Here is a 25,490-nt window from a genome sequence, read left to right on the forward strand (position 1 = left end):
CGGCGCCGGCAACGACTCAGTTTTATCAGATTACGCGTTTATTTGCGTACGCGTGAGTCTTTTATTATAAAAAAAACAAAACCCCGCCGGAGCGAGGTTTAGTTATCGTGCGGCGGCGCCGGCAACGACTCAGTTTTATCAGATTACGCGTTTATTTGCGTACGCGTGAGTCTTTTATTATAAAAAAAACCCCGCCGGAGCGAGGTTTGGCTATCGTGCGGCGGCGCCGGTAACGACTCAGTTTTATCAGGTTACGCGCTTATTTGCGTACGCGTGAGTCTTTTTTTAAATTATTGCAACGCGCATACGCTATTATTATTCCTGATGTCACAGTGAAACGAGAAATAAACCCTCATCAACTTCAACGGCAGCCGTTTTAGCGATCCATAGTCAACTTTATATCCAACATCGCCAGGCATCCCCCGATGAACCCTTCCGCCGTTTGCATCTCTTTGCGTATCGTACCGTCTGAACATTTCCTTTTCAGGGCGATCTTACGCAGAGATATACCATAAACATGGTGGGCAATGATGAGATCGAACTCTTCGGGTTTGTATTTCTTCAATCTGCCCACGCAACCGTCGATCACCAGGCCATCATCATCGCAACAGGAACGCTCGCCTTTCGATTTATAGGACAACAGCCCTCTGAACCCGGCAGCAATGGGGGAATAATCGATGCCGCTATTATCCCTGGCCCATACGCCCCACCGCTCCAACACTTCATTCATATCTCTCATGCTTCCACCTCCTTTGGGCGTTTGCCACATCGCCAGGGCTCCATGTCGTTGACCGACGTCGGTCGAGCCGCTCTTCTGCTCGGCGTGCGCCAACACGCAACAACCGCTCCGCCCGGCGTGCTCGCCGAGGGCATTACACCAAATACTGTATAAATAAACAGTATCCAAGTATACCCAGAGGTATCTTTTTTTCAATAGCGAAAATCCATTTACCTGCAGGTAAATTTAGGTACGATGGCCTCATGAAAAACGAGCAAAAAATGCACCTCCAGGAGATGCGGCGAGAGCGCCTGATCATCCTGATCGATAACCTCGGCGTCGGGGGGCAAAAGCGCCTTGCGGAGGCGCTCGGTATTGCCGCTGACTATGTCTCTCGCCTGCTCTACCCGCCGGGCAAGAAAGGCAAAAAGGGCATCAGTGGCGACATGGCGCGAAGGATTGAACAGTACTTCGCCGTGCAAATCGGCTGGCTGGATGGCCTGGAGCAAATCGGGCTACGCCCCGTCAGGCAGAAGACTTCGCAGGCCTTGGGTAAAACGCTGCCGCTGCTGACGTGGACATTGCCGTTGTCTCATGAACAGCTGCGCAAAGGAACGACCGTCCACTACCCGGCGATGGTGCAATGCAGCGCTCAGGCCTACTGGTTGCCGGTGCGGGATAACACGATGAACGGCTCTGCCGGCGCCAATTACCCAAAGGGCGCCTTGATACTTGTCGAACCCGTTACTGCCGGCATAACCGAGCTCGTGTCCGGCGATAAGGTGATAGCGAAACGCTGTGACAGCGCGGAGCTCGTCTTTAGAAGGTATGTCGAGGAAGCCGGGCATCGATGGCTTAAGGGAAGCATGCCGGGTTGCCCGGCGCAGAATGCCGATGAGTACGCGATTATCGGGGTGGTGCTTGGCGCCTGGCTGCCCTAGTCCCTGCGCGCCGCGTTGAGAACCGCGTAAAGCAAAAAACCGCCAACCTTGCGGCTGGCGGTTTTTTGGCACTCATGGTGCCGGCTACCGGAATCGAACTGGTGACCTACTGATTACAAGTCAGTTGCTCTACCTACTGAGCTAAGCCGGCTGAATTTGGCGGAAGGACAGAGATTCGAACTCTGGGAGCTGTTACACTCGACGGTTTTCAAGACCGTTGCCTTAAACCACTCGGCCATCCTTCCAATGGGCGCTGATATTAGCGATACCGTTATGAAATGTCTATCATTTTGATGCAAAAAAATGGCATGGGCGGTGCGGTTGCCTAAACTTCAAGCCTTAAACGCTTAAAAAATGAAAAGCCCCGCGAAAGCGAGGCTTTTATGTTCGGCTGAAACGCGTTTACTTCGGCTGCGAATCGTAGTCGGAACAGGTTTGATAGCCCTTGTTCATGACATGGCCCGTGTCGTTGTAGCTGACAAAGTACGTTTGCACTTTGCCATCGCGCGGCGCGACCGCATAGGTATCGCAAGTGCCTTGCGCATGAATCAGCGTGGCGGACGTCGACGGCGGACCGGCAATCGCCCGCACCTGCTGCTTGGTCATCCCTACTTTGACATCGCTGACCACCGGCTCATTGACATAACTGGTTGCACGGTCATAGGCGGTGCAGCCGGCAAGAATGGAAAATACCGCCGCAGTACCGACGGCCAAAACCAACTTCTTCGTCATAGCTTGTCCTCTTGGAGTACGTTTGTTGTCCCCTAAGTCTAGAAGCGGAAAGGCTTTTCTACAAATTCCCGTTTGTCGATCGGTGCGCTTTTTCTCGCGATCGGCCGGCGCGGGCACGACATCGGATTCAAAAGCCGAAATCGCTCAGCGACGGGACATCGTCCGGGCGCCGACCGAGTGGCCAATGAAAACGCCGATCCTGTTCGCGAATCGGCATGTCGTTGATGCAGGCATGGCGGTTAATCATCAGCCCCTCCTGATTGAACCCCCAGTTTTCATTGCCGAAGCTGCGATACCAGTTGCCGGAATCGTCGCGCCACTCATAGGCGAAACGCACCGCGATGCGCGCGCCGTCAAACGCCCACAGTTCCTTAATCAGCCGATACTCCAGCTCTTTCGCCCACTTACGTTGCAAAAATGCGACCACCGCCGCGCGGCCGTCGACAAATTCCGCGCGGTTACGCCAGTGGGTATCGAGGGAATACACCTGCGACACCCGCTCAGGATCGCGGCTGTTCCAGGCATCCTCCGCCAGCCGCACCTTCTCGATAGCGGATTCGCGGGTAAAAGGCGGCAATGGGGGTTTAATGCTCATGCTTATCTCCTGAGTGAAGGCATGTAGACAATTCTGTCTACATCATTACGCTAGCGCATGTAGACAGAGTTGTCTACAATCACTCGAAAATAGCTTGGAGAAAATGATGACCGTCGATCGCAATACCTTACCCGCCCGCCAGCGCATCCTGCTGACGGCTCACGATCTGTTTTATCAGGAAGGGATCCGCGCCACCGGCATCGATCGCATCATCAAAGAATCAGGCGTCACTAAGGTGACGTTTTACCGCCACTTTCCCAGCAAGAACGATTTGATTACGGCGTTTTTGGCCTATCGCCACCAGCAGTGGCTCACCTGGTTCAGCACAGCGCTGGATCGCCATGTGGCACAAACCGGCGGGTTGCTGCCGGCGCTGGCGCCCTGCCTGGCGGAATGGTTCGACGATCCGCGCTTTCGCGGCTGCGCGTTTATCAATACGGCGGTGGAAATCGCCGATCTGCTGCCGGAAAGCCTGCAAATCGCCGACCGGCATAAGCGACAAATGGCGGATGAACTGGCGCGTCACCTGCCCGCCGGCCCACAGCGGGAACAGCGGGCGGCAATGCTGGCGATGCTGATCGACGGCGCCATCGTCAGAGTGCAGATAGAGCGGCAACCGCAGGCCGCGCTGCAGGTGCTGAATGCCGCGTTGGAGATGTTGGCGCAAGGCGGGTTCGATCAGTAATTCGCCCAAATGCCCGGCGTCACCAGTTCCAACAGGTGGGCGTCGGGATCGCGAAAATAAATGCTCTCCCCGCCGTGTTCCCAGCGCATCCGCCCCTCAATCTCCACGCCGTTGTCCACCAGATGCCGTTCCCAATGCGGCAGTTGCTCTTTCGTCACCGCCAGCCCGATATGCGCCGGCCCCACGCCATCGTGCGCAGGAATAAACCCGGTCGGATAGTGCGCCCCGCGCAGCGAATCACCTTCGATAAACAGCAACAGTACGCTCCGATCGCCGACGTTGTAGGCGCGAAACCGTTCATTGGCGGCCATCGTCGGCAGCTTCAGCACCTCCCGGTAAAAAGCGTCCGCGCGTTCAATATCGCTGACGTACAGCACCGTTTCGATCACCTTGTCGATCTTGAGTTCCATATCACCTCCGCTCTGTTTTCCGTTCTGACAGCGTAGGTCGAACAGAGGCGCTCCGAAGCGCTTCCCGAGCCGACAACGGATCAATCCGTGCTTTTTACCAGCAAAAAAAAACGCGGCCCAAAGGCCGCGCTGTGTCATTCACACGCTGGTGCTTAGAACTGGTAAACCAGGCCCACGGCAACCACGTTGTCGGTGTTGATGCCGGCAGCGTCGGTGAAATCGTTGTTGTCCACCAGGTTGATTTTGTAATCAACATAGGTGGACATGTTTTTGTTGAAGAAGTAGGTCGCACCCAGGTCGACAAATTTGACCAGATCTTGATCGCCGTAGTCCTTGCCGTTACCGGCGCGGCCCAGGTCTTTACCTTTGGTCTGGTTATAGCCGACGAACGGACGCAGACCGAAGTCGAACTGGTAGTGCGCATAGGCTTCGAAGCTCTGCGCCTTGTTGGCGTAGCCGTAAACGCTGCTGTCGGAGCTGCCGAAACGCGCCGCGTTGTAGGACTGGGTGAACATCACCGCCAGATAGACGTCGTTGGCGTCATATTTCAGACCGCCGGAGTAGCCTTCGGCCTTGTCGCCGCGGCCCATAATATTGCGGTACGCGCCGGCGCCGTTCTGCTCGCTGGTGCGGCGAGAGTTAAAGAAGGCGCCAGCCGCGCTGATGCCGTAGCCCATGTCATAGCTCATGGACATGCCGTAGCCTTCGCCGTTTTGGCCCAGAACGTCACGACCGTTGTTGGTCTCTTCGCCGTTGCCGTTTTTACCCTGGTACTGCAGGGCGAAGTTCAGGCCGTCAACCAGACCGAAGAAGTCGTTGTTACGGTAGGTCGCCAGGCCGCTGGAACGCTGGAACATGAACTGGTCGGCGCCGTAGGTCATACCGTCGAACTCAGGCTGCAAGTCGGTATACGCCGCGACGTCGTACAGCACGCCGGTGTTACGGCCGTAGTCGAAGGAGCCGTAGTCGCCGAATTTCAGACCGGCGAAGCCGTAACGGGTGAAGTTCTTGTTGTCCTGGCTTTCAGCGTGATTCAGGTTCGCCTGATATTCCCACTGGCCGTAACCGGTCAGCTGATCGCTGATTTGCGTTTCGCCGCGCAGGCCAAAACGCATATAAGACTGATCGCCGTCCACGCCGTTGTCGCTGGAGAAATAGTGAAGACCGTCGACTTTACCGTACAAATCCAGTTTATTACCGTCTTTGTTGTAGATTTCCGCCGCGCCTGCTGTGCCTGCAACCAGCAGTGCGGGTACCATCAGAGAGAGTACTCGAAGTTTCATCGTTATTATCCTCGTTAATTATGTCGAGCTACGGCCACTGCCCTTTTCGAGCATTATTAGCACGACTGTGCATTACCATTCTGGTAACAAGGGTTATATTAATCCAGAAAGAAAATGATACCAAGTATCCGATAGTGTTTCATTGTAATTAATAAAGGTTTCAAAATGTAAATACGCGCGAACTTTCACAAAACATTACAGACAAACAAAATAAAGCACTTAAAGACAAAGAATAGATTAATTGATAAAAAATCATGTAGTTATACATATCTTTAAGAAAAAAAAGCCAACCATACAATTGAGCCAGACAATAAGCACATTGTGCCAAAACGCAGCCCACACGCAGCCGCTATAATCACCTCGCTATCATCATTATTTTCATTATTACCTTCATTATCCGAAGATAATTTCTGCATTCCTTTAACCGGCTTCTGGCCGGTTTTTTATTTTCCTCCATACTCTCCTCACAATTTCAGCCCGTACAAATAGCACGCAAATAAATAACCTAATGATATAGTTTCATTAATTCACTTTCGCACTAATTGCTAATCTTTTTCCTTATTTTAGTCTACAAATTGAACTTGCTTTTCATTTCGTGCTTTATCGCATCAATTATTTCCCGCCGCAGGCACCATTAGCCGCCGAGTTTCAGTTCTGGTAATCTGAAAAAAGCGCACCTTCAGCGAGTAAAATTCATGATGCCCTTTCAACCCGACGTGCTGTGGCGGCGGCTGCAAAGTTCCCCCTTCCGCGCTCGCTTCCGTTTAAATGCCAAAGACCAGACTTATCTCGATGGCAAGGGATTGCCGCTGATCCTCAGCCATGCCCGCGATTTTATCGACCGCCGCCTGGCCGCCGCCCATCCTAAAAACGACGGCAAGCAAACCCCGATGCGTGGCCACCCGGTGTTCGTCGCCCAGCATGCCACTGCCACCTGCTGCCGCGGCTGTCTGGAAAAGTGGCACGGCATAGCGCAAGGCGTCGCACTGGACGAGCAGCAAAAGGACTATATTGTCCAGGTTATCGCGCTGTGGCTGGTGCGCAGAGGCGGCGCCGGGGATGTGTCGGGCACGAATATTTTCGACCCGGATCGCGGATTGTGATAAAAACTGTCAGTAACTTTCACCATTCTTTTGACCCAAGATCCTGACGCTTACATGACAGCCACCTTGTGCAATGAACAGCAAACGCCCGGCGTTCCTCAACAGATCGCCACCCGTCTGGCCTTTTTCGTCGCCGGTCTCGGCATGGCCGCCTGGGCGCCGCTGGTCCCCTTCGCCAAAGCGCGCATCGGTATCGATGATGGCTCGCTCGGCCTGTTGCTGCTCTGTATCGGCGCCGGCTCCATGCTGGCGATGCCGCTGACCGGTTTCCTGACCGGCAAACTGGGTTGCCGTGCGGTGATCCTGATGGCCGGGCTCGGGTTGTGCATCGATCTGCCGCTATTGGCGCTAATGGATTCCCTCGGCGGCATGGCCGCGGCGCTGCTGCTGTTCGGTGCGGCGATCGGCATGATCGACGTAGCGATGAACGTGCAGGCGGTGATCGTCGAACGCGCCAGCGGCAAGGCGATGATGTCCGGTTTTCACGGTTTCTTCAGCATCGGCGGCATTGCCGGCGCCGGCGGCGTCAGCGCGCTGCTGTGGCTGGGGCTGACGCCGCTGCAATCCACCCTGCTCACCGTGCTGGCGGTGATCGCGCTGCTGACGCTGGCCAGCCGCCATCTGCTGCGTGAGAGCGGCGCCGATGACGGCGGGCCGATGTTCGTCTTGCCGCGCGGCTGGGTGATGTTCATCGGCATTCTGTGCTTTATCATGTTTCTGGCGGAAGGATCGATGCTCGACTGGAGCGCGCTGTTTCTCACCACATTGCGCGGCGTCGAACACAGTCAGGCCGGTCTGGGCTATGCGCTGTTTTCCATCACCATGACGCTCGGCCGGCTCAATGGCGATCGGGTGGTGAACTCGCTGGGCCGCTACCGGGTGCTGCTGCTGGGCAGCCTGTGCGCCGCTCTCGGCCTGAGCCTGGCCATCGCCTTCAATCACGCGACCGTTTCGCTGGTCGGTTTCATGCTGGTCGGGCTGGGCGCCTCGAACGTCGTACCGATCCTGTTCAGCGCCGCAGGCAACCAGCGCGACATGCCGGCCAATTTGGCGATCGCCTCCGTCACTACCGTCGGCTATGCCGGTATTCTGGCCGGCCCGGCGTTGATCGGCTTCATCGCTCAGTTTTCCAGCCTGACGGCGGCCTTCGCTTGCGTAGCCGTTCTGCTGTTGGCGGTGGCCGCCAGCGCCAGGGCCGTCACTCGCTGATTCAGGAATGCGCAGCCACTATGCAAAATAAACAATTGACCATAAGCTCCAGCAACATTACCCGCTGCTTCCTGCTGTTTATCGTGCTGCTGACGATCGGCATCGGCCTGTATGGCTACAACTACACCAACGCCTGGCTGGCGGAAAAGAAGTACACGCTGAACAGCATCGCCGGTTCGCTGCAAAAGCGTATCGATGCCTACCGCTATATGACTTATCAGGTCTATGACAAATTCGGCAATGCGCCGGCGCAGAATGTCGATCCCGGTTTGCAGGAAACCCGCCTGCGGCCCGATGTCTATTATGTCGAGAAACCGCACAAGAAAACCGACGCGGTGATCTTCGGCAGCCATGACGAAAACACGCTGGCGATGATCGCCAATATCTCGGACTACCTGGACACCCGCTGGGGCGCCAAGACCGAGAACTACGCCATGTATTACCTCAATGGTCAGGACAATAGCCTCAGCCTGATCACCACCCAGCCGCTCAAAGAGCTGGCTTCGCGCTTTCGGGAAAGCTACCTGACCACCTCGGCGGACGAACGCCGCGCCGAGATGCTGCAACAGGCCAATATGCTCGACGAACGCGAGAGCTTTTCCGACCTGCGCAAGCAGCGCTTCCAGAACGCCTATTCGTTCTCGATTCGCACCACGTTCAATCAGCCGGGGCATCTGGCGACGGTGATCGCCTTCGATTTGCCAATCAACGACATCATTCCGGCCAATCTGGCCCGCGCCAATTTCCTGCTGCTGCCGGACGATGTCGATCTCGACGATAGCGCCATCCCGGCGGACACCGTCCTCGGTACCCATGCGACGATGAGCGGTGGCTGGGTGGAGTTCAGCGCCGCTCTGCCCAATGCGCCGCTGAAGGTGGTGTATCGCGTTTCGGCCATCAATCTGGCCATCGATCTGCTGCGCAACAACATCTGGCTGATCGCAGTCAACTTGCTGCTGCTGGCGCTGTCGATGCTGAGCATCTACTTTATCCGCCGCCAGTACATTCGCCCGAGCGAAAACATGGCGGTAGAGCTGGAGGCCGAGCGCGCGCTGAATCAGGAGATCATCTCCAGCCTGCCCTCCGGCCTGCTGGTCTACAGCTTCGCCAACAATACGGTGATCGCCAGCAACAAAATCGCCGAGCACCTGCTGCCGCACCTCAGCCTGCAAAAGATCGCCCATATGGCCGAACAGCATCACGGGGTGATCCAGGCGACGGTCAACAACGAGGTGTATGAAATCCGCATTTTCCGCAGCCAGCTGTCGCCGGACACCTACCTGTTCCTGATGCACGATCAGGATAAAGAGGTGATGGTGAACAAGCGGCTGCAGCAGGCGCGGCGCGAATACGACAAAAACGTTCAGGCGCGCAAGCTGATGCTGCACAATCTTGGCATCGAGCTGAATCAGCCGGTACGCAAGATGCACGATCTGGTCGACCGTCTGCACAGCCGGCCGGATGAGGAACAACAGCAAGCTCTGCTGGGCCAGCTGACGGCGGCGTCGGCTTCGGTGCTGGAGTTGATCGATAACATCACCCTGCTGACCCGGCTGGAAACCCAGGACTGGCAACCCACGCGCGAGCCGTTCAACCCGACGGAGATGATCGACGAGTTGCTGCTGGAGGCCCTGCCTGCCCTTAATCAGAAGGGGCTGGCGCTGTTCAAGCATTTCCAGCTGGACGTCGAGCAGAACTATATCGGCGACGCCAACGCGCTGCGCAAGGTGATCTCGCTGCTGGTGCATTACGCCATTATCACCACCGCCTGCGGCAAGGTTTCTCTGGTTATCGACCATGAGCCCGAGCACCCTGACCGCCTGATTTTCCAAATCAACGACACCGGCTCCGGCATCTCCAACGAAGAGATCAGCAACCTTAACTATCCGTTCCTCAGCCAGACGCTGGTGGATCGCTTCAACCACGGTTCCGGCCTCACGTTCTTCCTGTGCAATCAGCTGTGCAAGAAGCTTAACGGCCAGTTGGACATTCGCAGCAAGGTGGATATCGGCACTCGCTACACCATTCGCGTCGCCATGGAGATGGAGAAAAAAGAGTCGAAGGAGCAGGAAAAGCTGCTCGACGGCGTCACCGCCTTGCTGGACGTTACGTCGGATGAAGTGCGCGGCATCGTGACTCGTCTGCTGCAGGCCTACGGCGCCGACTGCCTCGTCGCCGAAGATCGCGCGGTCAACCGCGATTATGACGTGCTGCTGACCGATAACCCGCAGCGCGCCGATGATTACACCCTGTTGCTGGCGACCGATGAACCGGGCTGGCAAGCGCTGGATAAACGCTACATTCGGGTGAACTATAATCTGAACGGCGCTTTAATCGACGCCGTGCTGATGCTGATCGAACAGCAAATGGCCGCGCTGGAACAGGAAGAAAGCCCGCTTTCATTGAGCTCAGAAGATATCCAACTCTATGAAAAACAATTGAAATCAAGTGATTACTATGGGCTGTTTGTCGATACAGTACCCGACGATGTCAAAAAACTGTATACTGAGGCGGGCAGCAGTGATTTCAATGCGCTGTCACAAACCGCACACCGCCTGAAAGGCGTGTTTGCCATGTTAAATCTGCTTCCCGGCAAGCAGCTGTGCGAATCGTTAGAACAGCGCATCGCAGAAGGTGATGCGCCCGAGATCGAGAATAACATCAGTCAGATTGATTTTTTCGTCAGCAGACTGCTGAAGCAAGGTAGCCAACAACATGAATAACCTGAACGTAATTATTGCTGATGACCATCCTATCGTACTGTTTGGCATCCGGAAGTCACTTGAGCAAATTGAATGGGTGAATGTCGTTGGGGAGTTCGAAGACTCAACCGCACTGATCAACAATCTGTCCAAGCTGGACGCCAACGTGCTGATCACCGATCTGTCGATGCCGGGTGACAAGTATGGCGACGGCATCACGCTGATTAAATACATCAAGCGCCACTATCCGCAGTTGTCGATCATCGTGCTGACCATGAACAACAACCCGGCGATCCTGAGCGCGGTATTGGATCTGGATATCGAAGGCATCGTGCTGAAACAAGGCGCGCCGACCGATCTGCCGAAGGCGCTGGCCGCCCTGCAAAAAGGCAAGAAGTTCACGCCGGAAAGCGTCTCCAAACTGCTGGAGAAGATCAGCGCCAGCGGCTATGGCGACAAACGCCTGTCGCCGAAAGAGAGCGAAGTGCTGCGTCTGTTCGCCGAAGGTTTCCTGGTGACCGAAATCGCCAAGAAACTCAACCGCAGCATCAAAACCATCAGCAGCCAGAAGAAATCGGCGATGATGAAGCTGGGCGTCGAAAACGACATCGCCCTGCTCAACTACCTCTCGTCCGTCAGCATGACGCCGTTGGACAAAGACTAAAGCCCGCCTCACGGCAGGTTAACGCCAAACAGGCACGGCATCCGCCGTGCCTGTTTGCTTTTCAGACCTCGCTGCGGTTGTAGCGTACCCGTTGGCTGTAATATGCCAGCGTCTGCTCCAGCGTCTCCAGCGTGACCGGCTTCGACAGGCAATTATCCATGCCCGCCTCGAGGCAGCGCTGTTTCTCTTCCGCCAACGCGTTCGCCGTCACGCCAATCACCGGCGCACTGAACTGCATCTGCCGCAGGGTCTGCGTCAGACGATAGCCGTCCATGTTCGGCATATTGACGTCGGTCAGCACAATATCGACGTGGTGCTGTTTCAGCACGCCGAGCGCGTCGACGCCATCATTGGCGGTCACCACCTGATACCCCAGCGACCCCAGCTGATCGGAAAGCAGGCGACGGTTGATCGGATGATCGTCAACCACCAGCAGATAAATATCGCCGTTGTCCGCCGCACTGGCCTTGGCGGGCACCGGCAGTTGCACCAGCGCCTCTGCCGCGCCGTTGCCGACGCCGAACAACCGGTTGATTAAGGTCAGCGTTTCACGCGGCGTAGAGGTGCTGTGCATCCAATAGCCCGGCCGGGTTTCCTGCGATGGACCGATATGTTCGGTGGAGAATTGGATCTGAGCCAGCAGCGGCGTGTTCATCATCAGCGGGTAATCGCTGAGCATCACCTCGCCGGCGGCGGTATCCTGCCCGTCATAGCGCTGGATATCGGCGCCGTAGCCGCCCAGAATCGCCATCAGGTAACTTTCCAGGCGCTGATTGCGGATATCCAGCCACAGCCGCCGGCCCTGCCAGGTATCGCTGGCCTGCGGGATCGGGAACTGGGCGTTAAACAATGGAATGCGAATGCTGAACAAGCTGCCCAGCCCCGGTTCGGACTCGACGGAGACGTCGCCGTCCATCAGGTTGACCAACTTCTCGCAGATCGCCAGCCCCAAGCCGGTTCCCTGGAAGTGGCGCTGCACGCCGGTCCCCACCTGGAAGAACGGATCGAACAGGCGCGAGATTTCCTTCTCCGGGATGCCGACGCCGGTATCGCGCACGCTGAACTCCAGGTAGCTGCCGCGGGTGCAGACCTGCAGCACGATACAGCCGGTATCGGTGAACTTGATGGCGTTGTTCACCAGGTTGGAGAGCACCTGCTGCAGCCGCACCGGATCGCCGAAAATGCGCTCCGGCACGTTCTGTTCGATAAAGCAGTACAGCCCCAGACGTTTCTTCACCACCAGCGGCAAATAGTTGCCGGCGATATGGGTGATCACCTCCAGGCAGGAGAACTCGCGCGGTTCGATCTTCAGCTGTTCGGACTCGATTTTGGAGAAATCGAGAATATCGCTGATGATTTTCAGCAGCAGGCCGGAAGAGTTATTCATCGCGTTGACCAGCCGATCGACCCCTTGCGGCAGCGCCTTGGTCTGCAGCAAATCGAGGTTGCCGATAATGCCGTACAGCGGCGTGCGCAACTCATGGCTGACGGTGGCCAGGAACATCGATTTGGACTGGCTGGCCTGCTCCGCTGCCGCCGCCATCTCCTGCAGCGACTCTTCCATCTTCACGCGCGCGCTGACGTCCACCAGCACGCAGATCGCCACCTCTTCGTTGCGGTAGCGCGAGTGGACAAAGCTGATCTGCAGGTTGTTGTTGTTGCTGGTCATCACATCGACGAAATTCGCCTGCTGTTCGCAAATGATGCGCGTAATGCGATCGCGATCTTCGTGGGTCAACAGGTTGATGTAGTTATGCGCCAGTTCGTTACTCAGGATATTGGTGCCGTCGCTGATACGCAGGATGCAGATGCCCACCGGCGCCGAGGCGACAATCTTGCGGTTGAACTGCTCGTGTTCTTCCAGACGGAAGGCGTTCTCCTCCGCCGGCAAGAACATCTTGCGCTCAAACAGCCAGGCCAGCGTGAACAGCACGATAGCCGATAACAGGTTCAGCAACAGCGCGTTGAGGATCAGCATCTTGAAGCGTTCCACCACGCTTTTCACCGGCAGCGCATAAACGATGCTCAGCGATGAAGGCGGCAACGCTTTCTTCAGGATCAGGTCGCGGTAATTGTCGACATAACCGAAGTAAGCATGCTCTTCGGGGTAGCTATTGAGCGCAGCGGCATAGCGATCGCCGTCCGCCAGACGCAGCACCGGCTCGTTGTTCTCATCCAACAGCGTGACGCCGATCGGCAGGCTGCCGGCGGTGACGAAATCTTCCAGCCGGACGGTTTGCTCGATGCCCAGCAGCGCCTCCAGCTTATTACCGATATAGAGAGGGGTCAGCACATACAGATAACCGATGTCGGGCCGCTGCGCGCTGGGGCTGATCCAATACAGGTTGTTGTCTTTGTCCAGATTCTTGGCGTTGCGGTATTTCAGAATGCGCTCATGCAGGGACTTCAGCACGTTTTCCCGATTGGCGCTCGCATTGCCGCCGCCGAATTCCGCCATACACAGGCTGTCGCCGCCGATGAAGAACACCCGGTTAAGATCGTAGGCCGCCACGAAGTTCTCTTTCCAATACTGGATCAGGCCGCTCAGCGAATCGAGCGAACTGCGGTAGGTGGTGCTCAGCGTGCAGTTGGACTCCGGGTACAGCGGAAAGAATTGCGGCGGGCTGCCTTTGCCGGGAAACACGCCGCTGAACATGTCCAGGCTGCTGACCGAACCGTTGAGGCGATTCTCCGCCATATACTTGATGTCGCGGATGATGTCGGCGGAATGGCGGATGTAGCCCTGCGCCTGATCGAAGTTGAGGTTGTACTCCTGGCGGATGTCAGATTCTTTCTGATGCAGGATATTCAGAATATAAAAGGTGGTGAGCAGCGCCCCCAACGACCACAGCAAAATCGCCAGCACCCGGAACAAGTAGCGGGATATTTTCAGCGTAGTTCGAAAAGAGGCTAAGTATTTCAATCGGATACCATACGAAAGTCAGTGACGGCGCGCGTTGTCGCCGGCGCGGCGGCCGGCGGCTCGGTGCGCCAATTAAACCATATAACTGAAAAAGGGCCTAGCATCGCTGCCAGGCCCTTTTGTCTCAGTGCATTACGCTGTCGGCATGCCGACGCCCTCACCTTGCTTAAACGTTGTCGTCGTCCACCGGCTCAGCCGCGTCGTCGCCATCGTCCAGCGGCGTGGTGTCTTCTTCCACCGCTTCCGCGCCCGGTTCCAGGCTGTCCAGCTCTTCGTCTTCCACCGGTTCGGCCACCCGCTGCAGACCGACGACATTTTCGTCTTCCGCCGTGCGGATCAGCGTCACGCCCTGGGTGTTACGACCGACCACGCTGACTTCCGAAACGCGGGTACGCACCAGCGTGCCGGCATCGGTGATCATCATGATCTGGTCGCTGGTTTCCACCTGCACCGCGCCGACCACCTGGCCGTTACGCTCGCTCACCTTGATGGAGATAACCCCCTGGGTGGCGCGTGACTTGGTCGGGTACTCGGTGACTGCAGTACGTTTACCGAAGCCGTTTTGCGTGACGGTCAGGATGTCGCCCTCGCCGCGCGGCACGATCAGTGAGATCACGCTATCGCCTTCGCCGAGGTTGATGCCGCGCACGCCGGTCGCGGTACGGCCCATCGAACGCACCTGCGTTTCCGGGAAGCGCACGACTTTACCGTTAGCGGAGAACAGCATCACTTCGTTGCTGCCGTCGGTCAGATCGACGCCGATCAGCTCATCGCCCTCGTTGAGGTTGACGGCGATGATGCCGGCGCTGCGTGGGCGGCTGAACTCGGTCAGCGCGGTTTTCTTCACGGTACCGCTGGCGGTGGCCATGAACACGTGGCGCCCTTCTTCATACTCGCGCACCGGCAGAATGGCGGTGATACGCTCGTCTGCTTCCAGCGGCAGCAGGTTGACGATTGGGCGGCCGCGCGCGCCGCGGCTGGCTTCAGGCAGTTGGTACACCTTCATCCAGTACAGGCGGCCACGGCTGGAGAAGCACAGGATCGTATCGTGGGTGTTGGCCACCAGCAGGCGATCGATAAAGTCTTCTTCTTTAATACGCGCGGCGGACTTGCCTTTGCCGCCGCGGCGCTGCGCTTCATAGTCGGACAGCGGCTGATACTTCACATAGCCCTGGTGAGACAGGGTCACCACCACGTCTTCCTGGTTGATCAGGTCTTCGATGTTGATGTCGGAAGTATTGGCGGTGATCTCGGTGCGGCGGCCGTCGTTGTACAGCTCTTTGACCGCCACCAGCTCTTCGCGGATCACTTCCATCAGGCGCTCTGGGCTTTCCAGAATAAAGATCAGCTCGGCGATAAAGTTGAGCAGCTCTTTATATTCGTCCAGCAGCTTCTCGTGCTCCAGGCCGGTCAGTTTCTGCAGGCGCAGATCCAGAATCGCCTGAGCCTGCTGCTCGGTCAGGTAGTATTTGCCGTCGCGGATGCCGAACTCCGGCTCCAGCCACTCAGGGCGAGCGGCGTCGTCACCGGCGCGTTCCAGCATGGCGCTGACGTTGCCCAGATCCCACGGCTGCGCCACCAGCGCGACTTTCGCTTCCGCCGGGGTCGGCGCACGGCGAATCAGCTCGATGATCGGATCGATGTTGGCCAACGCGATAGCCAGCGCTTCCAGAATATGGGCGCGATCGCGGGCCTTGCGCAGTTCAAAGATGGTGCGGCGGGTGACCACTTCGCGGCGGTGGCGCACGAAGGCTTCGAGGATGTCTTTCAGGTTCAGCAGTTTAGGCTGCCCCTGATGCAGCGCGACCATGTTGATGCCGAAGGTGACCTGCAGTTGCGTCAGCGCATACAGGTTGTTCAGCACCACTTCGCCGACCGCGTCACGTTTGACTTCGATCACGATGCGCATGCCGTCTTTATCGGACTCGTCGCGCAGTGCGCTGATGCCTTCCACGCGTTTTTCTTTCACCAGCTCGGCGATCTTCTCGATCAGACGCGCCTTGTTCACCTGATACGGGATCTCGTGAACGATGATGGTTTCGCGCCCGGTCTTGGCGTCGGCTTCCACTTCCGCGCGCGCGCGCAGGTAGACTTTGCCGCGCCCGGTGCGGTAGGCCTCTTCAATGCCGCGGCGACCGTTGATGATCGCCGCCGTCGGGAAGTCCGGCCCCGGGATGTGTTCCATCAGCCCTTCGATGCTGATGTTTTCATCGTCGATATAGGCCAGGCAGCCGTTGACGACTTCCGCCAGGTTGTGCGGCGGAATATTGGTAGCCATGCCCACGGCGATGCCCGACGAGCCGTTGACCAGCAGGTTCGGGATCTTGGTCGGCATGACGGCCGGGATCTGCTCGGTGCCATCATAGTTAGGCACGAAGTCAACGGTTTCTTTTTCCAGATCCGCCAACAGTTCGTGAGCAATCTTGGACATGCGCACTTCGGTATAACGCATCGCCGCCGCGGAGTCGCCGTCGACGGAGCCGAAGTTACCCTGACCGTCCACCAGCATGTAGCGCAGTGAAAACGGCTGAGCCATACGCACGATAGTGTCGTAAACCGCGCTGTCACCGTGCGGGTGATATTTACCGATCACGTCCCCGACGACACGGGCCGATTTCTTGTATGGTTTATTCCAGTCGTTACCCAATACGCTCATCGCGTACAGAACGCGGCGGTGAACCGGCTTCAGTCCATCACGAACATCTGGCAGGGCACGTCCGACAATAACGGACATCGCATAGTCCAGATACGAGTTTTTCAACTCGTCTTCGATGTTTACCGGTGTGATTTCTCTGGCAAGGTCGCTCATGGAGCTGCTATCCCTCTACTAATGATTCATCTGCCCGCTGCCATAGTGGCAAAGGTGTAAAACTATATCACAAAGCACGCTTTACGGGAAAATAACCGCCGCTGTTTCACGGAAATTGTGCAGATAAGTGCGCTAAAAACGCATCGGCACAGACGATGCCGCGCCGGAACATGTATAATCCGCGCAACGAGAACAAGGAGCCAGACAAGCCCATGAACGCAGAATCATCCAGCCGAGTGCAAAACGTTGACCACCAGGAAATCGCCAAGTTCGAGGCCGTCGCCTCCCGCTGGTGGGATCTGGAAGGCGAGTTCAAACCGCTGCACCGCATCAACCCGCTGCGCCTGAACTACATCATGCAGCGCGCCGGCGGCATTTTTGACAAGCAGGTGCTCGACGTGGGCTGCGGCGGCGGCATTCTGGCGGAGAGCATGGCGCGCGAAGGCGCCAAGGTAACCGGGCTGGACATGGGCGCGGAGCCGCTGCAGGTCGCCCGGCTGCACGCCCTGGAAAGCGGCATGGACGTCACCTATGTGCAAGAGACAGTGGAAAGCCACGCTCAGGCCAACCCGCAGCGCTACGACGTGGTCACCTGCATGGAGATGCTGGAGCACGTGCCGGATCCGGCCTCGGTGGTACGCGCCTGCGCCCAACTGGTGAAACCGGGCGGCCACGTGTTCTTCTCCACCATCAACCGCAACACCAAAGCCTGGCTGATGGCGGTGATCGGCGCGGAGTACGTGCTGAAGATGGTGCCGCAGGGCACCCACGATCATAAGAAGTTCATTCGCCCTTCCGAACTGATCGGCTGGGTCGACGGCACGCCGCTGCGCGAAAAACACATGATCGGCCTGCATTACAACCCGATCACCGATCATTTCAAGCTTGGGCGCAACGTTGACGTGAACTACATGGTGCACACCCAGCACGAAGGTTAAACGCGGTAAACCGCGCCGGCCCTGCATTACCGGGGGGCGGCGCCATTGACGTATTCGGAAAAATACCTAATTTTCGCGACTTCGATCAAAATAGCGGTTGTAAACAGTTTTTTAGAATATTAAATCAGATCAATATGCCGTTTTTTTCTAACGTTTAATAAAGCGCCAAACGATCGGTTTTTTCAGTTTTTAAGGAAAATCTGATCTCGCTTATTGACAAGCTTGTCGCGCCAGTCACGGCGCGCACTGCGAAAGGCAAGTGACATTTCACCCCCAAGTTATCCACAAATTAGGCGGGTTTTGTTCACTTGCAAACGCCGTTTTTTCTCACTATCTTGTTACCTCACCGACATACAACCCCTATATATAGTGTTTACATACTGAGCAGAGCGACTACACTTCTGCTTAGGGGCACCATACGGACAGGTAAAACACCACATGAACCAAAGTCTGCTTGTAACTAAACGCGATGGCCGTAAAGAGCGCATCAACCTCGACAAAATCCACCGGGTCATCGATTGGGCCGCAGAAGGATTACACAACGTCTCGGTTTCTCAAGTAGAGTTGCGTTCCCACATTCAGTTTTATGACGGCATCAAAACCGCCGATATTCACGAAACCATCATCAAAGCCGCTGCCGATCTGATCTCCCGCGATGCGCCGGACTATCAGTACCTGGCCGCTCGCCTGGCGATCTTCCACCTGCGCAAAAAGGCTTACGGCCAGTTCGAACCGCCGAAGCTGCACGCTCACGTGACGCGCATGGTCGAGATGGGCAAATACGATAAACATCTGCTGGAAGACTACAGCGCTGAAGAGTTCGAGCAGATGGACTCCTTTATCGATCACTGGCGCGACATGAACTTCTCTTATGCCGCCGTCAAGCAGCTGGAAGGCAAGTATCTGGTGCAGAACCGCGTCAGCGGCGAGATCTACGAAAGCGCCCAGTTCCTGTACATGCTGGTGTCCGCTTGCCTGTTCTCCAACTACCCGCGTGAAACTCGTCTGGACTACGTCAAACGTTTCTACGACGCGATTTCCACCTTCAAGATTTCGCTGCCAACGCCGATCATGTCCGGCGTGCGCACCCCAACCCGTCAGTTCAGCTCCTGCGTGCTGATCGAGTGCGGCGACAGCCTGGACTCCATCAACGCCACCTCCAGCGCCATTGTGAAATACGTTTCGCAACGCGCCGGCATCGGCATCAACGCCGGCCGCATTCGCGCGCTGGGCAGCCCGATCCGTGGCGGGGAAGCTTTCCATACCGGCTGCATTCCGTTCTACAAACACTTCCAGACCGCCGTCAAATCCTGCTCGCAGGGCGGCGTGCGCGGTGGCGCGGCAACGCTGTTCTACCCGATGTGGCACCTGGAAGTGGAAAGCCTGCTGGTGCTGAAAAACAACCGCGGCGTTGAAGGCAACCGCGTGCGCCACATGGACTACGGCGTGCAGCTGAACCGCCTGATGTACCAGCGTCTGATCAAGGGCGAAGACATCACCCTGTTCAGCCCGTCCGACGTGCCGGGGCTGTATGACGCATTCTTCGCCGATCAGGACGAATTCGAACGTCTGTACACCCAGTACGAAAAAGACGACAGCATTCGCCAGAAGCGCGTGAAAGCGGTTGAGCTGTTCTCGCTGATGATGCAAGAGCGCGCCTCTACCGGCCGCATCTACATCCAGAACGTCGACCACTGCAACACCCACAGCCCGTTCGATCCGCAGATCGCGCCGGTGCGTCAGTCCAACCTGTGCCTGGAAATCGCCCTGCCGACCAAGCCGCTGGAAGACGTCAACGACGAGAACGGCGAAATTGCGCTGTGCACCCTGTCCGCCTTCAACCTGGGCGCGATCGACAGCCTGGACGATCTGGAAGAGCTGGCGACCCTGGCGGTGCGTTCACTCGACGCCCTGCTGGATTATCAGGATTATCCGATCAAGGCCGCGCACCGTGGCGCGATGGGTCGTCGCACCCTGGGCATTGGCGTGATCAACTTCGCCTATTACCTGGCGAAAAACGGCGTGCGCTACTCCGACGGCAGCGCCAACAACCTGACCCACAAAACGTTCGAAGCCATTCAGTACTACCTGCTGAAAGCCTCCAACCGCCTGGCTCAGGAACAAGGCGCTTGCCCGTGGTTCAACGAAACCACCTATTCGCAGGGCATCCTGCCGATCGACACCTACAAGAAAGACCTGGATGCGATCTGCAACGAGCCGCTGCACTACGACTGGGAAACCCTGCGCAAAGAGATCCAGGAAACCGGTCTGCGCAACTCGACGCTGTCCGCCCTGATGCCGTCGGAAACCTCTTCGCAGATTTCCAACGCCACCAACGGCATCGAGCCGCCGCGCGGCCACATCAGCATCAAGGCGTCGAAAGACGGCATCCTGCGCCAGGTGGTGCCGGAGTATGAGCGTCTGAAAGACAACTACGAGCTGCTGTGGGAAATGCCGAGCAACGACGGCTATCTGCAGCTGGTGGGGCTGATGCAGAAATTCATCGACCAGTCGATTTCGGCCAACACCAACTACGATCCGACCCGCTTCCCGGGCGGCAAGGTGCCGATGAAGCAGCTGTTGAAAGACCTGCTCACCACCTACAAGTTCGGCGTGAAAACGCTGTACTACCAAAACACCCGCGACGGCGCGGAAGACGCCCAGGAAGATTTGCAGCCTGCCAAGGCCGGCGATGACGACTGCGAAAGCGGCGCCTGCAAGATCTAAAGTTTGACCTAGCGGGCCGGAGTTTTCCGGCCCCTTCATTTAGCCACGTTACGATGGATTCAGGCTTATGGCTTACACCACTTTTTCTCAGACCAAAAACGACCAGCTGCAAGAGCCGATGTTCTTCGGCCAGTCGGTAAACGTTGCGCGTTTCGACCAGCAAAAGCATGAAATCTTCGAAAAGCTGATCGAAAAACAGCTCTCCTTCTTCTGGCGCCCGGAAGAGGTTGACGTTTCCCGCGATCGCATCGATTATCAGGCGCTGCCGGAGCACGAGAAGCACATCTTCATCAGCAACCTGAAGTATCAGACGCTGCTGGACTCCATCCAGGGCCGCAGCCCGAACGTCGCCCTGCTGCCGCTGATCTCGATCCCTGAGCTGGAAACCTGGGTGGAAACCTGGTCGTTCTCCGAGACCATCCACTCCCGTTCCTACACCCACATCATCCGCAACATCGTCAACGATCCGGCGCTGGTGTTCGACGACATCGTCACCAACGAAGAGATCAAGAAGCGCGCGAAAGACATTTCCGGCTACTACGACGATCTGATCGAGATGACCAGCTACTATCACCTGCTGGGTGAAGGCACCCACCAGGTGAACGGTAAAACCGTCACCGTCAATCTGCGTGCGCTGAAGAAGCAGCTGTACCTGTGCCTGATGAGCGTGAACGCGCTGGAAGCGATCCGTTTCTACGTCAGCTTTGCCTGCTCCTTCGCGTTCGCCGAGCGCGAATTGATGGAAGGCAACGCCAAGATCATCAAGCTGATCGCTCGCGACGAAGCGCTGCACCTGACCGGCACCCAGCACATGCTGAACCTGATGCGTTCCGGCGCCGACGATCCTGAAATGGCGGAGATCGCCGAAGAGTGCCAGCAAGAGTGCTACGATCTGTTCGTGCTGGCCGCCCAGCAGGAGAAAGAGTGGGCGGAATACCTGTTCCGCGACGGCTCGATGATTGGCCTGAACAAAGACATCCTGTGCCAGTATGTGGAATACATCACCAATATCCGCATGCAGGCGGTCGGCCTCGGTCTGCCGTTCGAAACCCGCTCCAACCCGATCCCGTGGATCAACGCCTGGCTGGTGTCCGACAACGTGCAGGTAGCGCCGCAGGAAGTGGAAGTGAGCTCCTACCTGGTTGGCCAGATCGACTCGGAGATCAACGCCGACGACCTGAGCGACTTCGAACTGTAAGCGATGACGACGCCAACCGTGACGCTGCGCGCCGCCGGCACGCAGCTCTCTTGCCCTAACAGTGAAAACTGCCTGCTCGACGTGCTGGAACTGCACGACGTGCAGGTGGAGTACCAATGCCGCTCCGGCTATTGCGGCGCCTGCCGCCTGAAGCTGGTGAAAGGCGAAGTGGCCTACCGCCAACAGCCGCTGGCGTTTATCAACGCCGGCGAAATCCTGCCCTGCTGCTGCATGCCGCTGACGGATATCGAGCTGGAAATGTAAAGTCGGGTGCCGGAAACCGCGCCTGAAGACCAGAAGGCGGGGTTGCCCCCGCCCTAGGATTACCGCTTCACCTCACACGCCAACCTGATCAGGATAGTGATATTTCCCTGGTAGATTTTCAGCTCGCACAGCGAGTCTCTTATCATCCAGATAAATAACAAAACCGTAATACATACAACGGTTAGCGAGTGAAACACATGCCTTAAGCGCATGCTTGCCTCCTTGCTGTGAAGGGGCTACCATAACGGTGTCTAGGCGTTAGGGCAGCCCCATTCTGATTTGAGAGTCAGTCTGGGGCTTTCATCTATCCGCCTTGTCACACAATGCCCAAGACGAACAGTCTCAAGCACCCGTCAAGAGAGTAACAGCATTCCCTCACCGCGAATATCCCCTATAACATTATGATTAATCAGGGATATATAACTATCCTCAAAGTATTTCGCTTAGTGCCCCTTTCCCGCCGATGTGTAAAAAAGCACCGCGTTGCGGGCGCGCGTACGGCATATCTCGCAAGGATGGGCGCCCGCCTTGCAAACGGCGTTAGCGTTGGCGGATCCCCTGTCGCTCAGCGTGCGGACGGTGCAGGTTACGGCGGCGATGCCGGAATGGCACAGCGAACGCATCGCCTTTCTCGGCGACGCCGTGCACGCCATGAGCCCGGCGGGTGGGCTCGGCGCCAACACCGCGCTGGTAGACGCCGCCAGCCTGGCGGCGCATCTGGCGCACTCAGACAGCGCCGGGCAGGCACTCAGGAACTACGGTACAGAACTGCAAACGCGAGGCGCGGCCGCAATACGTCTTTCACGCCTGGCGTCCGAACGGCTGATGCAGCGCGATGAGGCCGACAAGACGGGAGACTCAGCAACGCCGATGCCCGTCACTCGATAATTTCCACCACTTCCAGCCAGGCGTTTTTACCGCACGCCTGGCTCCCATTCAGCCAGCGGCGCAGCATATCCAACGCCAGCATCGCCACCGACTCCTGACGCAACCGCAGACCGTGGCGCGACGCGCGATAACGCACGGTCTGGCCAATGCCGCCGCGCGGCGTGTGCAGCGCAATGCTCACCTGCTCATCGCGCATGGCGCTGACAGCCAACGCCAACGGCGCGCCGGTCAATTCCGCCAGCGAGCGGGCGCGCGCCAGCGTCGTTTCCAGCGTTTCGATGCAGTGTGCCGGCAGCAGCTCGCCACCCGCCAGCGGCGCCCCTTCGCTCTGCAGCTGCAGATTGATCAAACCGCCACTGAACTGCTCGCTCAACGCCAGCTTCAGCCCTTGCTGATTCAGGCGCTGCGTCAGCGTCGCCGGCAACCCGTCGGTGCCTTCAAAAATGCAGTTGTCCCCCGCCACTTCGCGCACGCGTCGCCAGGCCAGCTCCATTTCCGCACGCCGGCTTTCCGGCCCGGTCAGCTTCAGTTCGATGATCGGGCTGGAGGAACGGTAACCCAATACCACATCCGGCGGCAGCGGCATGCCATCCAGCTCGGCGGCCAGATCGCTCTCGGAGGTGCCGAAGGTCGTCAGGCGCAGGCACAGCGGCGGCGCCGGCAAGGTGAAGCGCTGGCGCAGACGCGGTACGATCTGCTGCTCGACCATCACTTTGAATTCCGACGGCACGCCGGGGGTGAAGAACATCAGGCATTGGTTCAGCTGCAATGCGAACCCGCAGGCGGTGCCCACCGGGTTATCCAGCATTTCCGCGTTGGCCGGGATCTGCGCCTGCTTGCGATTGGAAGGGGCCATCGGCCGCCCGCGCTCGGCGAAATAGGCTTCCATGCGCGCCAACCAGTCAACCCGTTCGACCAGCTCTACGCCGCTGGCTTTCGCGGCGGCCAGCGCGCTGAGATCGTCGCTGGTCGGCCCCAGGCCGCCGTTGACGATCAACACATCGGCGATATGGCTGCGTTCCTGCAGGATCTCGATCAACGCAGAGAGGCTGTCCCCGACCGTTTCACGCCCGCTCATCGGCACCCCCTGCTGGAACAGGTAGTCCGCCAGCCAGGCGGCGTTGGTATCAATAATTTGCCCGTGCAGCACCTCATCGCCGGTGCTGAGCATCTCCACCCTTAACATTGATCTCTCCCACATTTTTTGGTCATTCCACTATAGAAGCCCGTAAATAACTTTTCACTAGCCGCCTTCGGATAATTTCAGCCTTGGGTCCGTTTCTCATGTGCCATGCCGGTCGCCGCAATGTAAATATTTATTTACATCATGCGTAACGCCGGTTTGACACGAATTAGGGCTTCCACTATCCTGCCATCCTCATAAATCGTTACCTATAATTTTCAAAATCTTTCGGCTGGTAGAGAAAAAACGTGAAGAATCGCACTCTTGGCAGTGTTTTTATCGTGGCGGGCACCACCATTGGCGCCGGGATGCTGGCGATGCCGCTGGCAGCGGCCGGCGTCGGCTTCGGCGTCACGCTGGCCTTACTGGTCGTGCTGTGGCTGTTGATGTGTTACACCGCGCTGCTGCTGGTGGAGGTTTACCAGCATGAGCAGGCGGATACCGGTCTGGGCACGCTCGCCAAACGTTATCTCGGCGGCGGCGGCCAGTGGCTGACCAGCTTTAGCATGATGTTCCTGATGTACGCCCTCACCGCCGCCTATATCAGCGGCGCCGGCGAACTGCTCGCCACCAGCATCAGCCAATGGACATCGCAGGACTTCCCGGTGTCGCTCGGCGTCCTGCTGTTCACCCTGGTGGCCGGCGGCGTGGTGTGCATCGGCACCCACTCGGTCGACTTGTTCAACCGCATCCTGTTCAGCGCCAAAGTGGTATTTCTGGTGGTGATGCTCGGCCTGATGTTGCCGAATATCCACCAAACCAATCTGATGACATTGCCGCTGGAGCAAGGCCTGGCGCTGTCGGCCATTCCGGTGATCTTCACTTCTTTCGGCTTCCACGGCAGCGTGCCGAGCATCGTCAACTACATGGGCGGCAACATTCGCAAACTGCGCTGGGTATTTATCATCGGCAGCGCCATCCCGCTGATGGCCTATATCTTCTGGCAGCTGGCGACGCTGGGCAGCATCAGCTCCGACACCTTCGTCGGCATTCTGGCGCAGCAGGCCGGGCTGAACGGCCTGTTGCAGGCGGTGCGCGACGCGGTGGCTTCGCCGCACGTTGAACTGGCGGTGCACCTGTTCGCCGATCTGGCGCTGGCGACCTCGTTCCTCGGCGTGGCGCTCGGGCTGTTCGATTTCCTGGCCGACCTGTTCAAGCGGCAAGATAACGTGCGCGGCCGCCTGCAAACCGGCGCCATCACCTTCCTGCCGCCGCTGGCCTTCGCGCTGTTCTACCCGCGCGGCTTCGTGCTGGCGCTGGGATTCGCCGCCATCGCCTTGTCGGTGTTGGCGCTGCTGTTGCCTTCACTGCTGGTGTGGAAAACCCGCCAAAAGCATCAGGCGCAGTATCGCGTCTGGGGCGGTACGCCGGCGCTGGCGTTGGTGTTTGTCTGCGGGGTGACGGTGATCGCCATCCAACTGGGCATCGCCAGCGGCATGCTGCCGGCGGTCGGGTAAGCGACGAAAGACAAGAAATGATAAAGAGAAAGGGGCCGCAATGGCCCCTTTTTGCTGAGCG

The 25,490-nt window shown here is 57.7% G+C and carries 21 protein-coding genes and 2 tRNA genes; 12 read left to right on the forward strand and 11 right to left on the reverse strand.

The features are described 5' to 3' along the window. Positions 1–376 precede the first annotated feature (376 nt). Positions 377–739 (reverse strand): antiterminator Q family protein, encoded by a 363-nt coding sequence (locus ACTJJ6_RS05440; protein WP_016926941.1) that lies wholly within the window; start codon positions 737–739, stop codon positions 377–379. Between the two features lie 242 nt (positions 740–981). On the opposite strand from ACTJJ6_RS05440, the gene ACTJJ6_RS05445 reads away from it, so the two are divergent. Beyond that, positions 982–1,659: a S24 family peptidase gene (locus tag ACTJJ6_RS05445; RefSeq protein WP_049299858.1), complete on the forward strand. Its 678-nt coding sequence runs from the start codon at positions 982–984 to the stop codon at positions 1,657–1,659. A gap of 75 nt (positions 1,660–1,734) precedes the next feature. On the opposite strand, the gene ACTJJ6_RS05450 is transcribed toward ACTJJ6_RS05445, so the two are convergent. From ACTJJ6_RS05450 to ACTJJ6_RS05465, 4 genes are all read right to left on the reverse strand, one after another. After that, a tRNA-Thr gene (locus ACTJJ6_RS05450) sits at positions 1,735–1,810 on the reverse strand. A gap of 6 nt (positions 1,811–1,816) precedes the next feature. After that, positions 1,817–1,904: transfer RNA gene (locus ACTJJ6_RS05455), tRNA-Ser, on the reverse strand. 157 nt (positions 1,905–2,061) lie between these two features. Then, complete coding sequence (osmE, locus tag ACTJJ6_RS05460; RefSeq protein WP_004935874.1) at positions 2,062–2,391, reverse strand: osmotically-inducible lipoprotein OsmE; 330 nt, start codon at positions 2,389–2,391, stop codon at positions 2,062–2,064. Between the two features lie 127 nt (positions 2,392–2,518). Then, positions 2,519–2,986, reverse strand: coding sequence for a nuclear transport factor 2 family protein (locus ACTJJ6_RS05465; RefSeq protein WP_197817739.1), 468 nt, complete (start codon positions 2,984–2,986; stop codon positions 2,519–2,521). A 106-nt stretch (positions 2,987–3,092) separates the two neighbouring features. Here ACTJJ6_RS05465 and ACTJJ6_RS05470 point away from each other — a divergent pair, with 106 nt between their 5' ends. Continuing rightward, a complete protein-coding gene (locus tag ACTJJ6_RS05470; protein WP_440803212.1) occupies positions 3,093–3,671 on the forward strand; it encodes a TetR/AcrR family transcriptional regulator in 579 nt (192 codons plus the stop codon). On the opposite strand, the gene ACTJJ6_RS05475 is transcribed toward ACTJJ6_RS05470, so the two are convergent. Both ACTJJ6_RS05475 and ompC read right to left on the reverse strand, forming a co-directional pair. Beyond that, positions 3,665–4,081 (reverse strand): VOC family protein, encoded by a 417-nt coding sequence (locus ACTJJ6_RS05475; RefSeq protein WP_079450283.1) that lies wholly within the window; start codon positions 4,079–4,081, stop codon positions 3,665–3,667. The genes ACTJJ6_RS05470 and ACTJJ6_RS05475 overlap by 7 nt on opposite strands. Before the next feature lie 152 nt (positions 4,082–4,233). Then, positions 4,234–5,364: a porin OmpC gene (ompC, locus tag ACTJJ6_RS05480; protein WP_028127739.1), complete on the reverse strand. Its 1,131-nt coding sequence runs from the start codon at positions 5,362–5,364 to the stop codon at positions 4,234–4,236. Between the two features lie 695 nt (positions 5,365–6,059). Here ompC and ACTJJ6_RS05485 point away from each other — a divergent pair. The 4 genes from ACTJJ6_RS05485 to rcsB are packed head-to-tail and all read left to right on the forward strand — an operon-like array spanning position 6,060 to position 11,042. Next, entirely contained in the window at positions 6,060–6,467 is a 408-nt protein-coding gene (locus ACTJJ6_RS05485) for a DUF4186 domain-containing protein (protein WP_028127740.1), read from the forward strand. A gap of 54 nt (positions 6,468–6,521) precedes the next feature. Further along, positions 6,522–7,676 (forward strand): MFS transporter, encoded by a 1,155-nt coding sequence (locus ACTJJ6_RS05490; RefSeq protein WP_048324445.1) that lies wholly within the window; start codon positions 6,522–6,524, stop codon positions 7,674–7,676. Between the two features lie 20 nt (positions 7,677–7,696). Further along, entirely contained in the window at positions 7,697–10,399 is a 2,703-nt protein-coding gene (gene rcsD / locus ACTJJ6_RS05495; protein ID WP_164053663.1) for a phosphotransferase RcsD, read from the forward strand. Beyond that, a complete protein-coding gene (gene rcsB / locus ACTJJ6_RS05500) occupies positions 10,392–11,042 on the forward strand; it encodes a response regulator transcription factor RcsB (protein ID WP_004935900.1) in 651 nt (216 codons plus the stop codon). The genes rcsD and rcsB overlap by 8 nt, the downstream gene beginning before the upstream one ends. Positions 11,043–11,103: 61 nt before the next feature. Here the strand turns inward: rcsB and rcsC are convergent, their stop codons facing one another. Continuing rightward, positions 11,104–13,965: a two-component system sensor histidine kinase RcsC gene (gene rcsC, locus ACTJJ6_RS05505; protein ID WP_028127741.1), complete on the reverse strand. Its 2,862-nt coding sequence runs from the start codon at positions 13,963–13,965 to the stop codon at positions 11,104–11,106. A gap of 166 nt (positions 13,966–14,131) precedes the next feature. Next, positions 14,132–16,774, reverse strand: coding sequence for a DNA topoisomerase (ATP-hydrolyzing) subunit A (gyrA, locus tag ACTJJ6_RS05510; RefSeq protein ID WP_028127742.1), 2,643 nt, complete (start codon positions 16,772–16,774; stop codon positions 14,132–14,134). A 212-nt stretch (positions 16,775–16,986) separates the two neighbouring features. On the opposite strand from gyrA, the gene ubiG reads away from it, so the two are divergent. From ubiG to yfaE, 4 genes are all read left to right on the forward strand, one after another. Continuing rightward, on the forward strand, positions 16,987–17,712 hold the full coding sequence (gene ubiG / locus ACTJJ6_RS05515) for a bifunctional 2-polyprenyl-6-hydroxyphenol methylase/3-demethylubiquinol 3-O-methyltransferase UbiG (RefSeq protein ID WP_004935909.1): 726 nt from the start codon (positions 16,987–16,989) through the stop codon (positions 17,710–17,712). A gap of 438 nt (positions 17,713–18,150) precedes the next feature. Further along, entirely contained in the window at positions 18,151–20,439 is a 2,289-nt protein-coding gene (nrdA, locus tag ACTJJ6_RS05520; protein WP_016926928.1) for a class 1a ribonucleoside-diphosphate reductase subunit alpha, read from the forward strand. Between the two features lie 67 nt (positions 20,440–20,506). Then, complete coding sequence (gene nrdB / locus ACTJJ6_RS05525) at positions 20,507–21,637, forward strand: class Ia ribonucleoside-diphosphate reductase subunit beta (protein ID WP_004935915.1); 1,131 nt, start codon at positions 20,507–20,509, stop codon at positions 21,635–21,637. Positions 21,638–21,640: 3 nt separating this feature from the next. Then, complete coding sequence (yfaE, locus tag ACTJJ6_RS05530) at positions 21,641–21,901, forward strand: class I ribonucleotide reductase maintenance protein YfaE (protein WP_016926927.1); 261 nt, start codon at positions 21,641–21,643, stop codon at positions 21,899–21,901. A gap of 59 nt (positions 21,902–21,960) precedes the next feature. Here yfaE and ACTJJ6_RS05535 read toward each other — a convergent pair whose 3' ends face one another. Next, positions 21,961–22,113 (reverse strand): Hok/Gef family protein, encoded by a 153-nt coding sequence (locus ACTJJ6_RS05535; RefSeq protein WP_176062865.1) that lies wholly within the window; start codon positions 22,111–22,113, stop codon positions 21,961–21,963. A 271-nt stretch (positions 22,114–22,384) separates the two neighbouring features. Here ACTJJ6_RS05535 and ACTJJ6_RS05540 point away from each other — a divergent pair, with 271 nt between their 5' ends. Next, entirely contained in the window at positions 22,385–22,789 is a 405-nt protein-coding gene (locus ACTJJ6_RS05540; RefSeq protein ID WP_228009732.1) for an FAD-dependent oxidoreductase, read from the forward strand. Here the strand turns inward: ACTJJ6_RS05540 and ACTJJ6_RS05545 are convergent. Next, entirely contained in the window at positions 22,779–23,975 is a 1,197-nt protein-coding gene (locus tag ACTJJ6_RS05545; protein ID WP_049300056.1) for a nicotinamide mononucleotide deamidase-related protein YfaY, read from the reverse strand. The genes ACTJJ6_RS05540 and ACTJJ6_RS05545 overlap by 11 nt on opposite strands. A gap of 245 nt (positions 23,976–24,220) precedes the next feature. On the opposite strand from ACTJJ6_RS05545, the gene tyrP reads away from it, so the two are divergent. Beyond that, the gene (gene tyrP / locus ACTJJ6_RS05550; RefSeq protein ID WP_440803123.1) at positions 24,221–25,429 is read left to right on the forward strand and encodes a tyrosine transporter TyrP; all 1,209 of its coding nucleotides are present in this window, start codon (positions 24,221–24,223) and stop codon (positions 25,427–25,429) included. Positions 25,430–25,490 lie beyond the last annotated feature (61 nt).

Origin of the sequence: Serratia sp. 22278, assembly GCF_052045405.1 — a bacterium.
Classification (GTDB): domain Bacteria; phylum Pseudomonadota; class Gammaproteobacteria; order Enterobacterales; family Enterobacteriaceae; genus Serratia; species Serratia marcescens.

Coding starts and splice junctions, on each gene's coding strand:
- ACTJJ6_RS05440 (WP_016926941.1), bottom strand. CDS start 739: ATGAGAGATATGAATGAAGTGTTGGAGCGGTGGGGCGTATGGGCCAGG.
- ACTJJ6_RS05445 (WP_049299858.1), top strand. CDS start 982: ATGAAAAACGAGCAAAAAATGCACCTCCAGGAGATGCGGCGAGAGCGC.
- osmE (WP_004935874.1), bottom strand. CDS start 2,391: ATGACGAAGAAGTTGGTTTTGGCCGTCGGTACTGCGGCGGTATTTTCC.
- ACTJJ6_RS05465 (WP_197817739.1), bottom strand. CDS start 2,986: ATGAGCATTAAACCCCCATTGCCGCCTTTTACCCGCGAATCCGCTATC.
- ACTJJ6_RS05470 (WP_440803212.1), top strand. CDS start 3,093: ATGACCGTCGATCGCAATACCTTACCCGCCCGCCAGCGCATCCTGCTG.
- ACTJJ6_RS05475 (WP_079450283.1), bottom strand. CDS start 4,081: ATGGAACTCAAGATCGACAAGGTGATCGAAACGGTGCTGTACGTCAGC.
- ompC (WP_028127739.1), bottom strand. CDS start 5,364: ATGAAACTTCGAGTACTCTCTCTGATGGTACCCGCACTGCTGGTTGCA.
- ACTJJ6_RS05485 (WP_028127740.1), top strand. CDS start 6,060: ATGATGCCCTTTCAACCCGACGTGCTGTGGCGGCGGCTGCAAAGTTCC.
- ACTJJ6_RS05490 (WP_048324445.1), top strand. CDS start 6,522: ATGACAGCCACCTTGTGCAATGAACAGCAAACGCCCGGCGTTCCTCAA.
- rcsD (WP_164053663.1), top strand. CDS start 7,697: ATGCAAAATAAACAATTGACCATAAGCTCCAGCAACATTACCCGCTGC.
- rcsB (WP_004935900.1), top strand. CDS start 10,392: ATGAATAACCTGAACGTAATTATTGCTGATGACCATCCTATCGTACTG.
- gyrA (WP_028127742.1), bottom strand. CDS start 16,774: ATGAGCGACCTTGCCAGAGAAATCACACCGGTAAACATCGAAGACGAG.
- ubiG (WP_004935909.1), top strand. CDS start 16,987: ATGAACGCAGAATCATCCAGCCGAGTGCAAAACGTTGACCACCAGGAA.
- nrdA (WP_016926928.1), top strand. CDS start 18,151: ATGAACCAAAGTCTGCTTGTAACTAAACGCGATGGCCGTAAAGAGCGC.
- nrdB (WP_004935915.1), top strand. CDS start 20,507: ATGGCTTACACCACTTTTTCTCAGACCAAAAACGACCAGCTGCAAGAG.
- yfaE (WP_016926927.1), top strand. CDS start 21,641: ATGACGACGCCAACCGTGACGCTGCGCGCCGCCGGCACGCAGCTCTCT.
- ACTJJ6_RS05535 (WP_176062865.1), bottom strand. CDS start 22,113: ATGCGCTTAAGGCATGTGTTTCACTCGCTAACCGTTGTATGTATTACG.
- ACTJJ6_RS05545 (WP_049300056.1), bottom strand. CDS start 23,975: ATGTTAAGGGTGGAGATGCTCAGCACCGGCGATGAGGTGCTGCACGGG.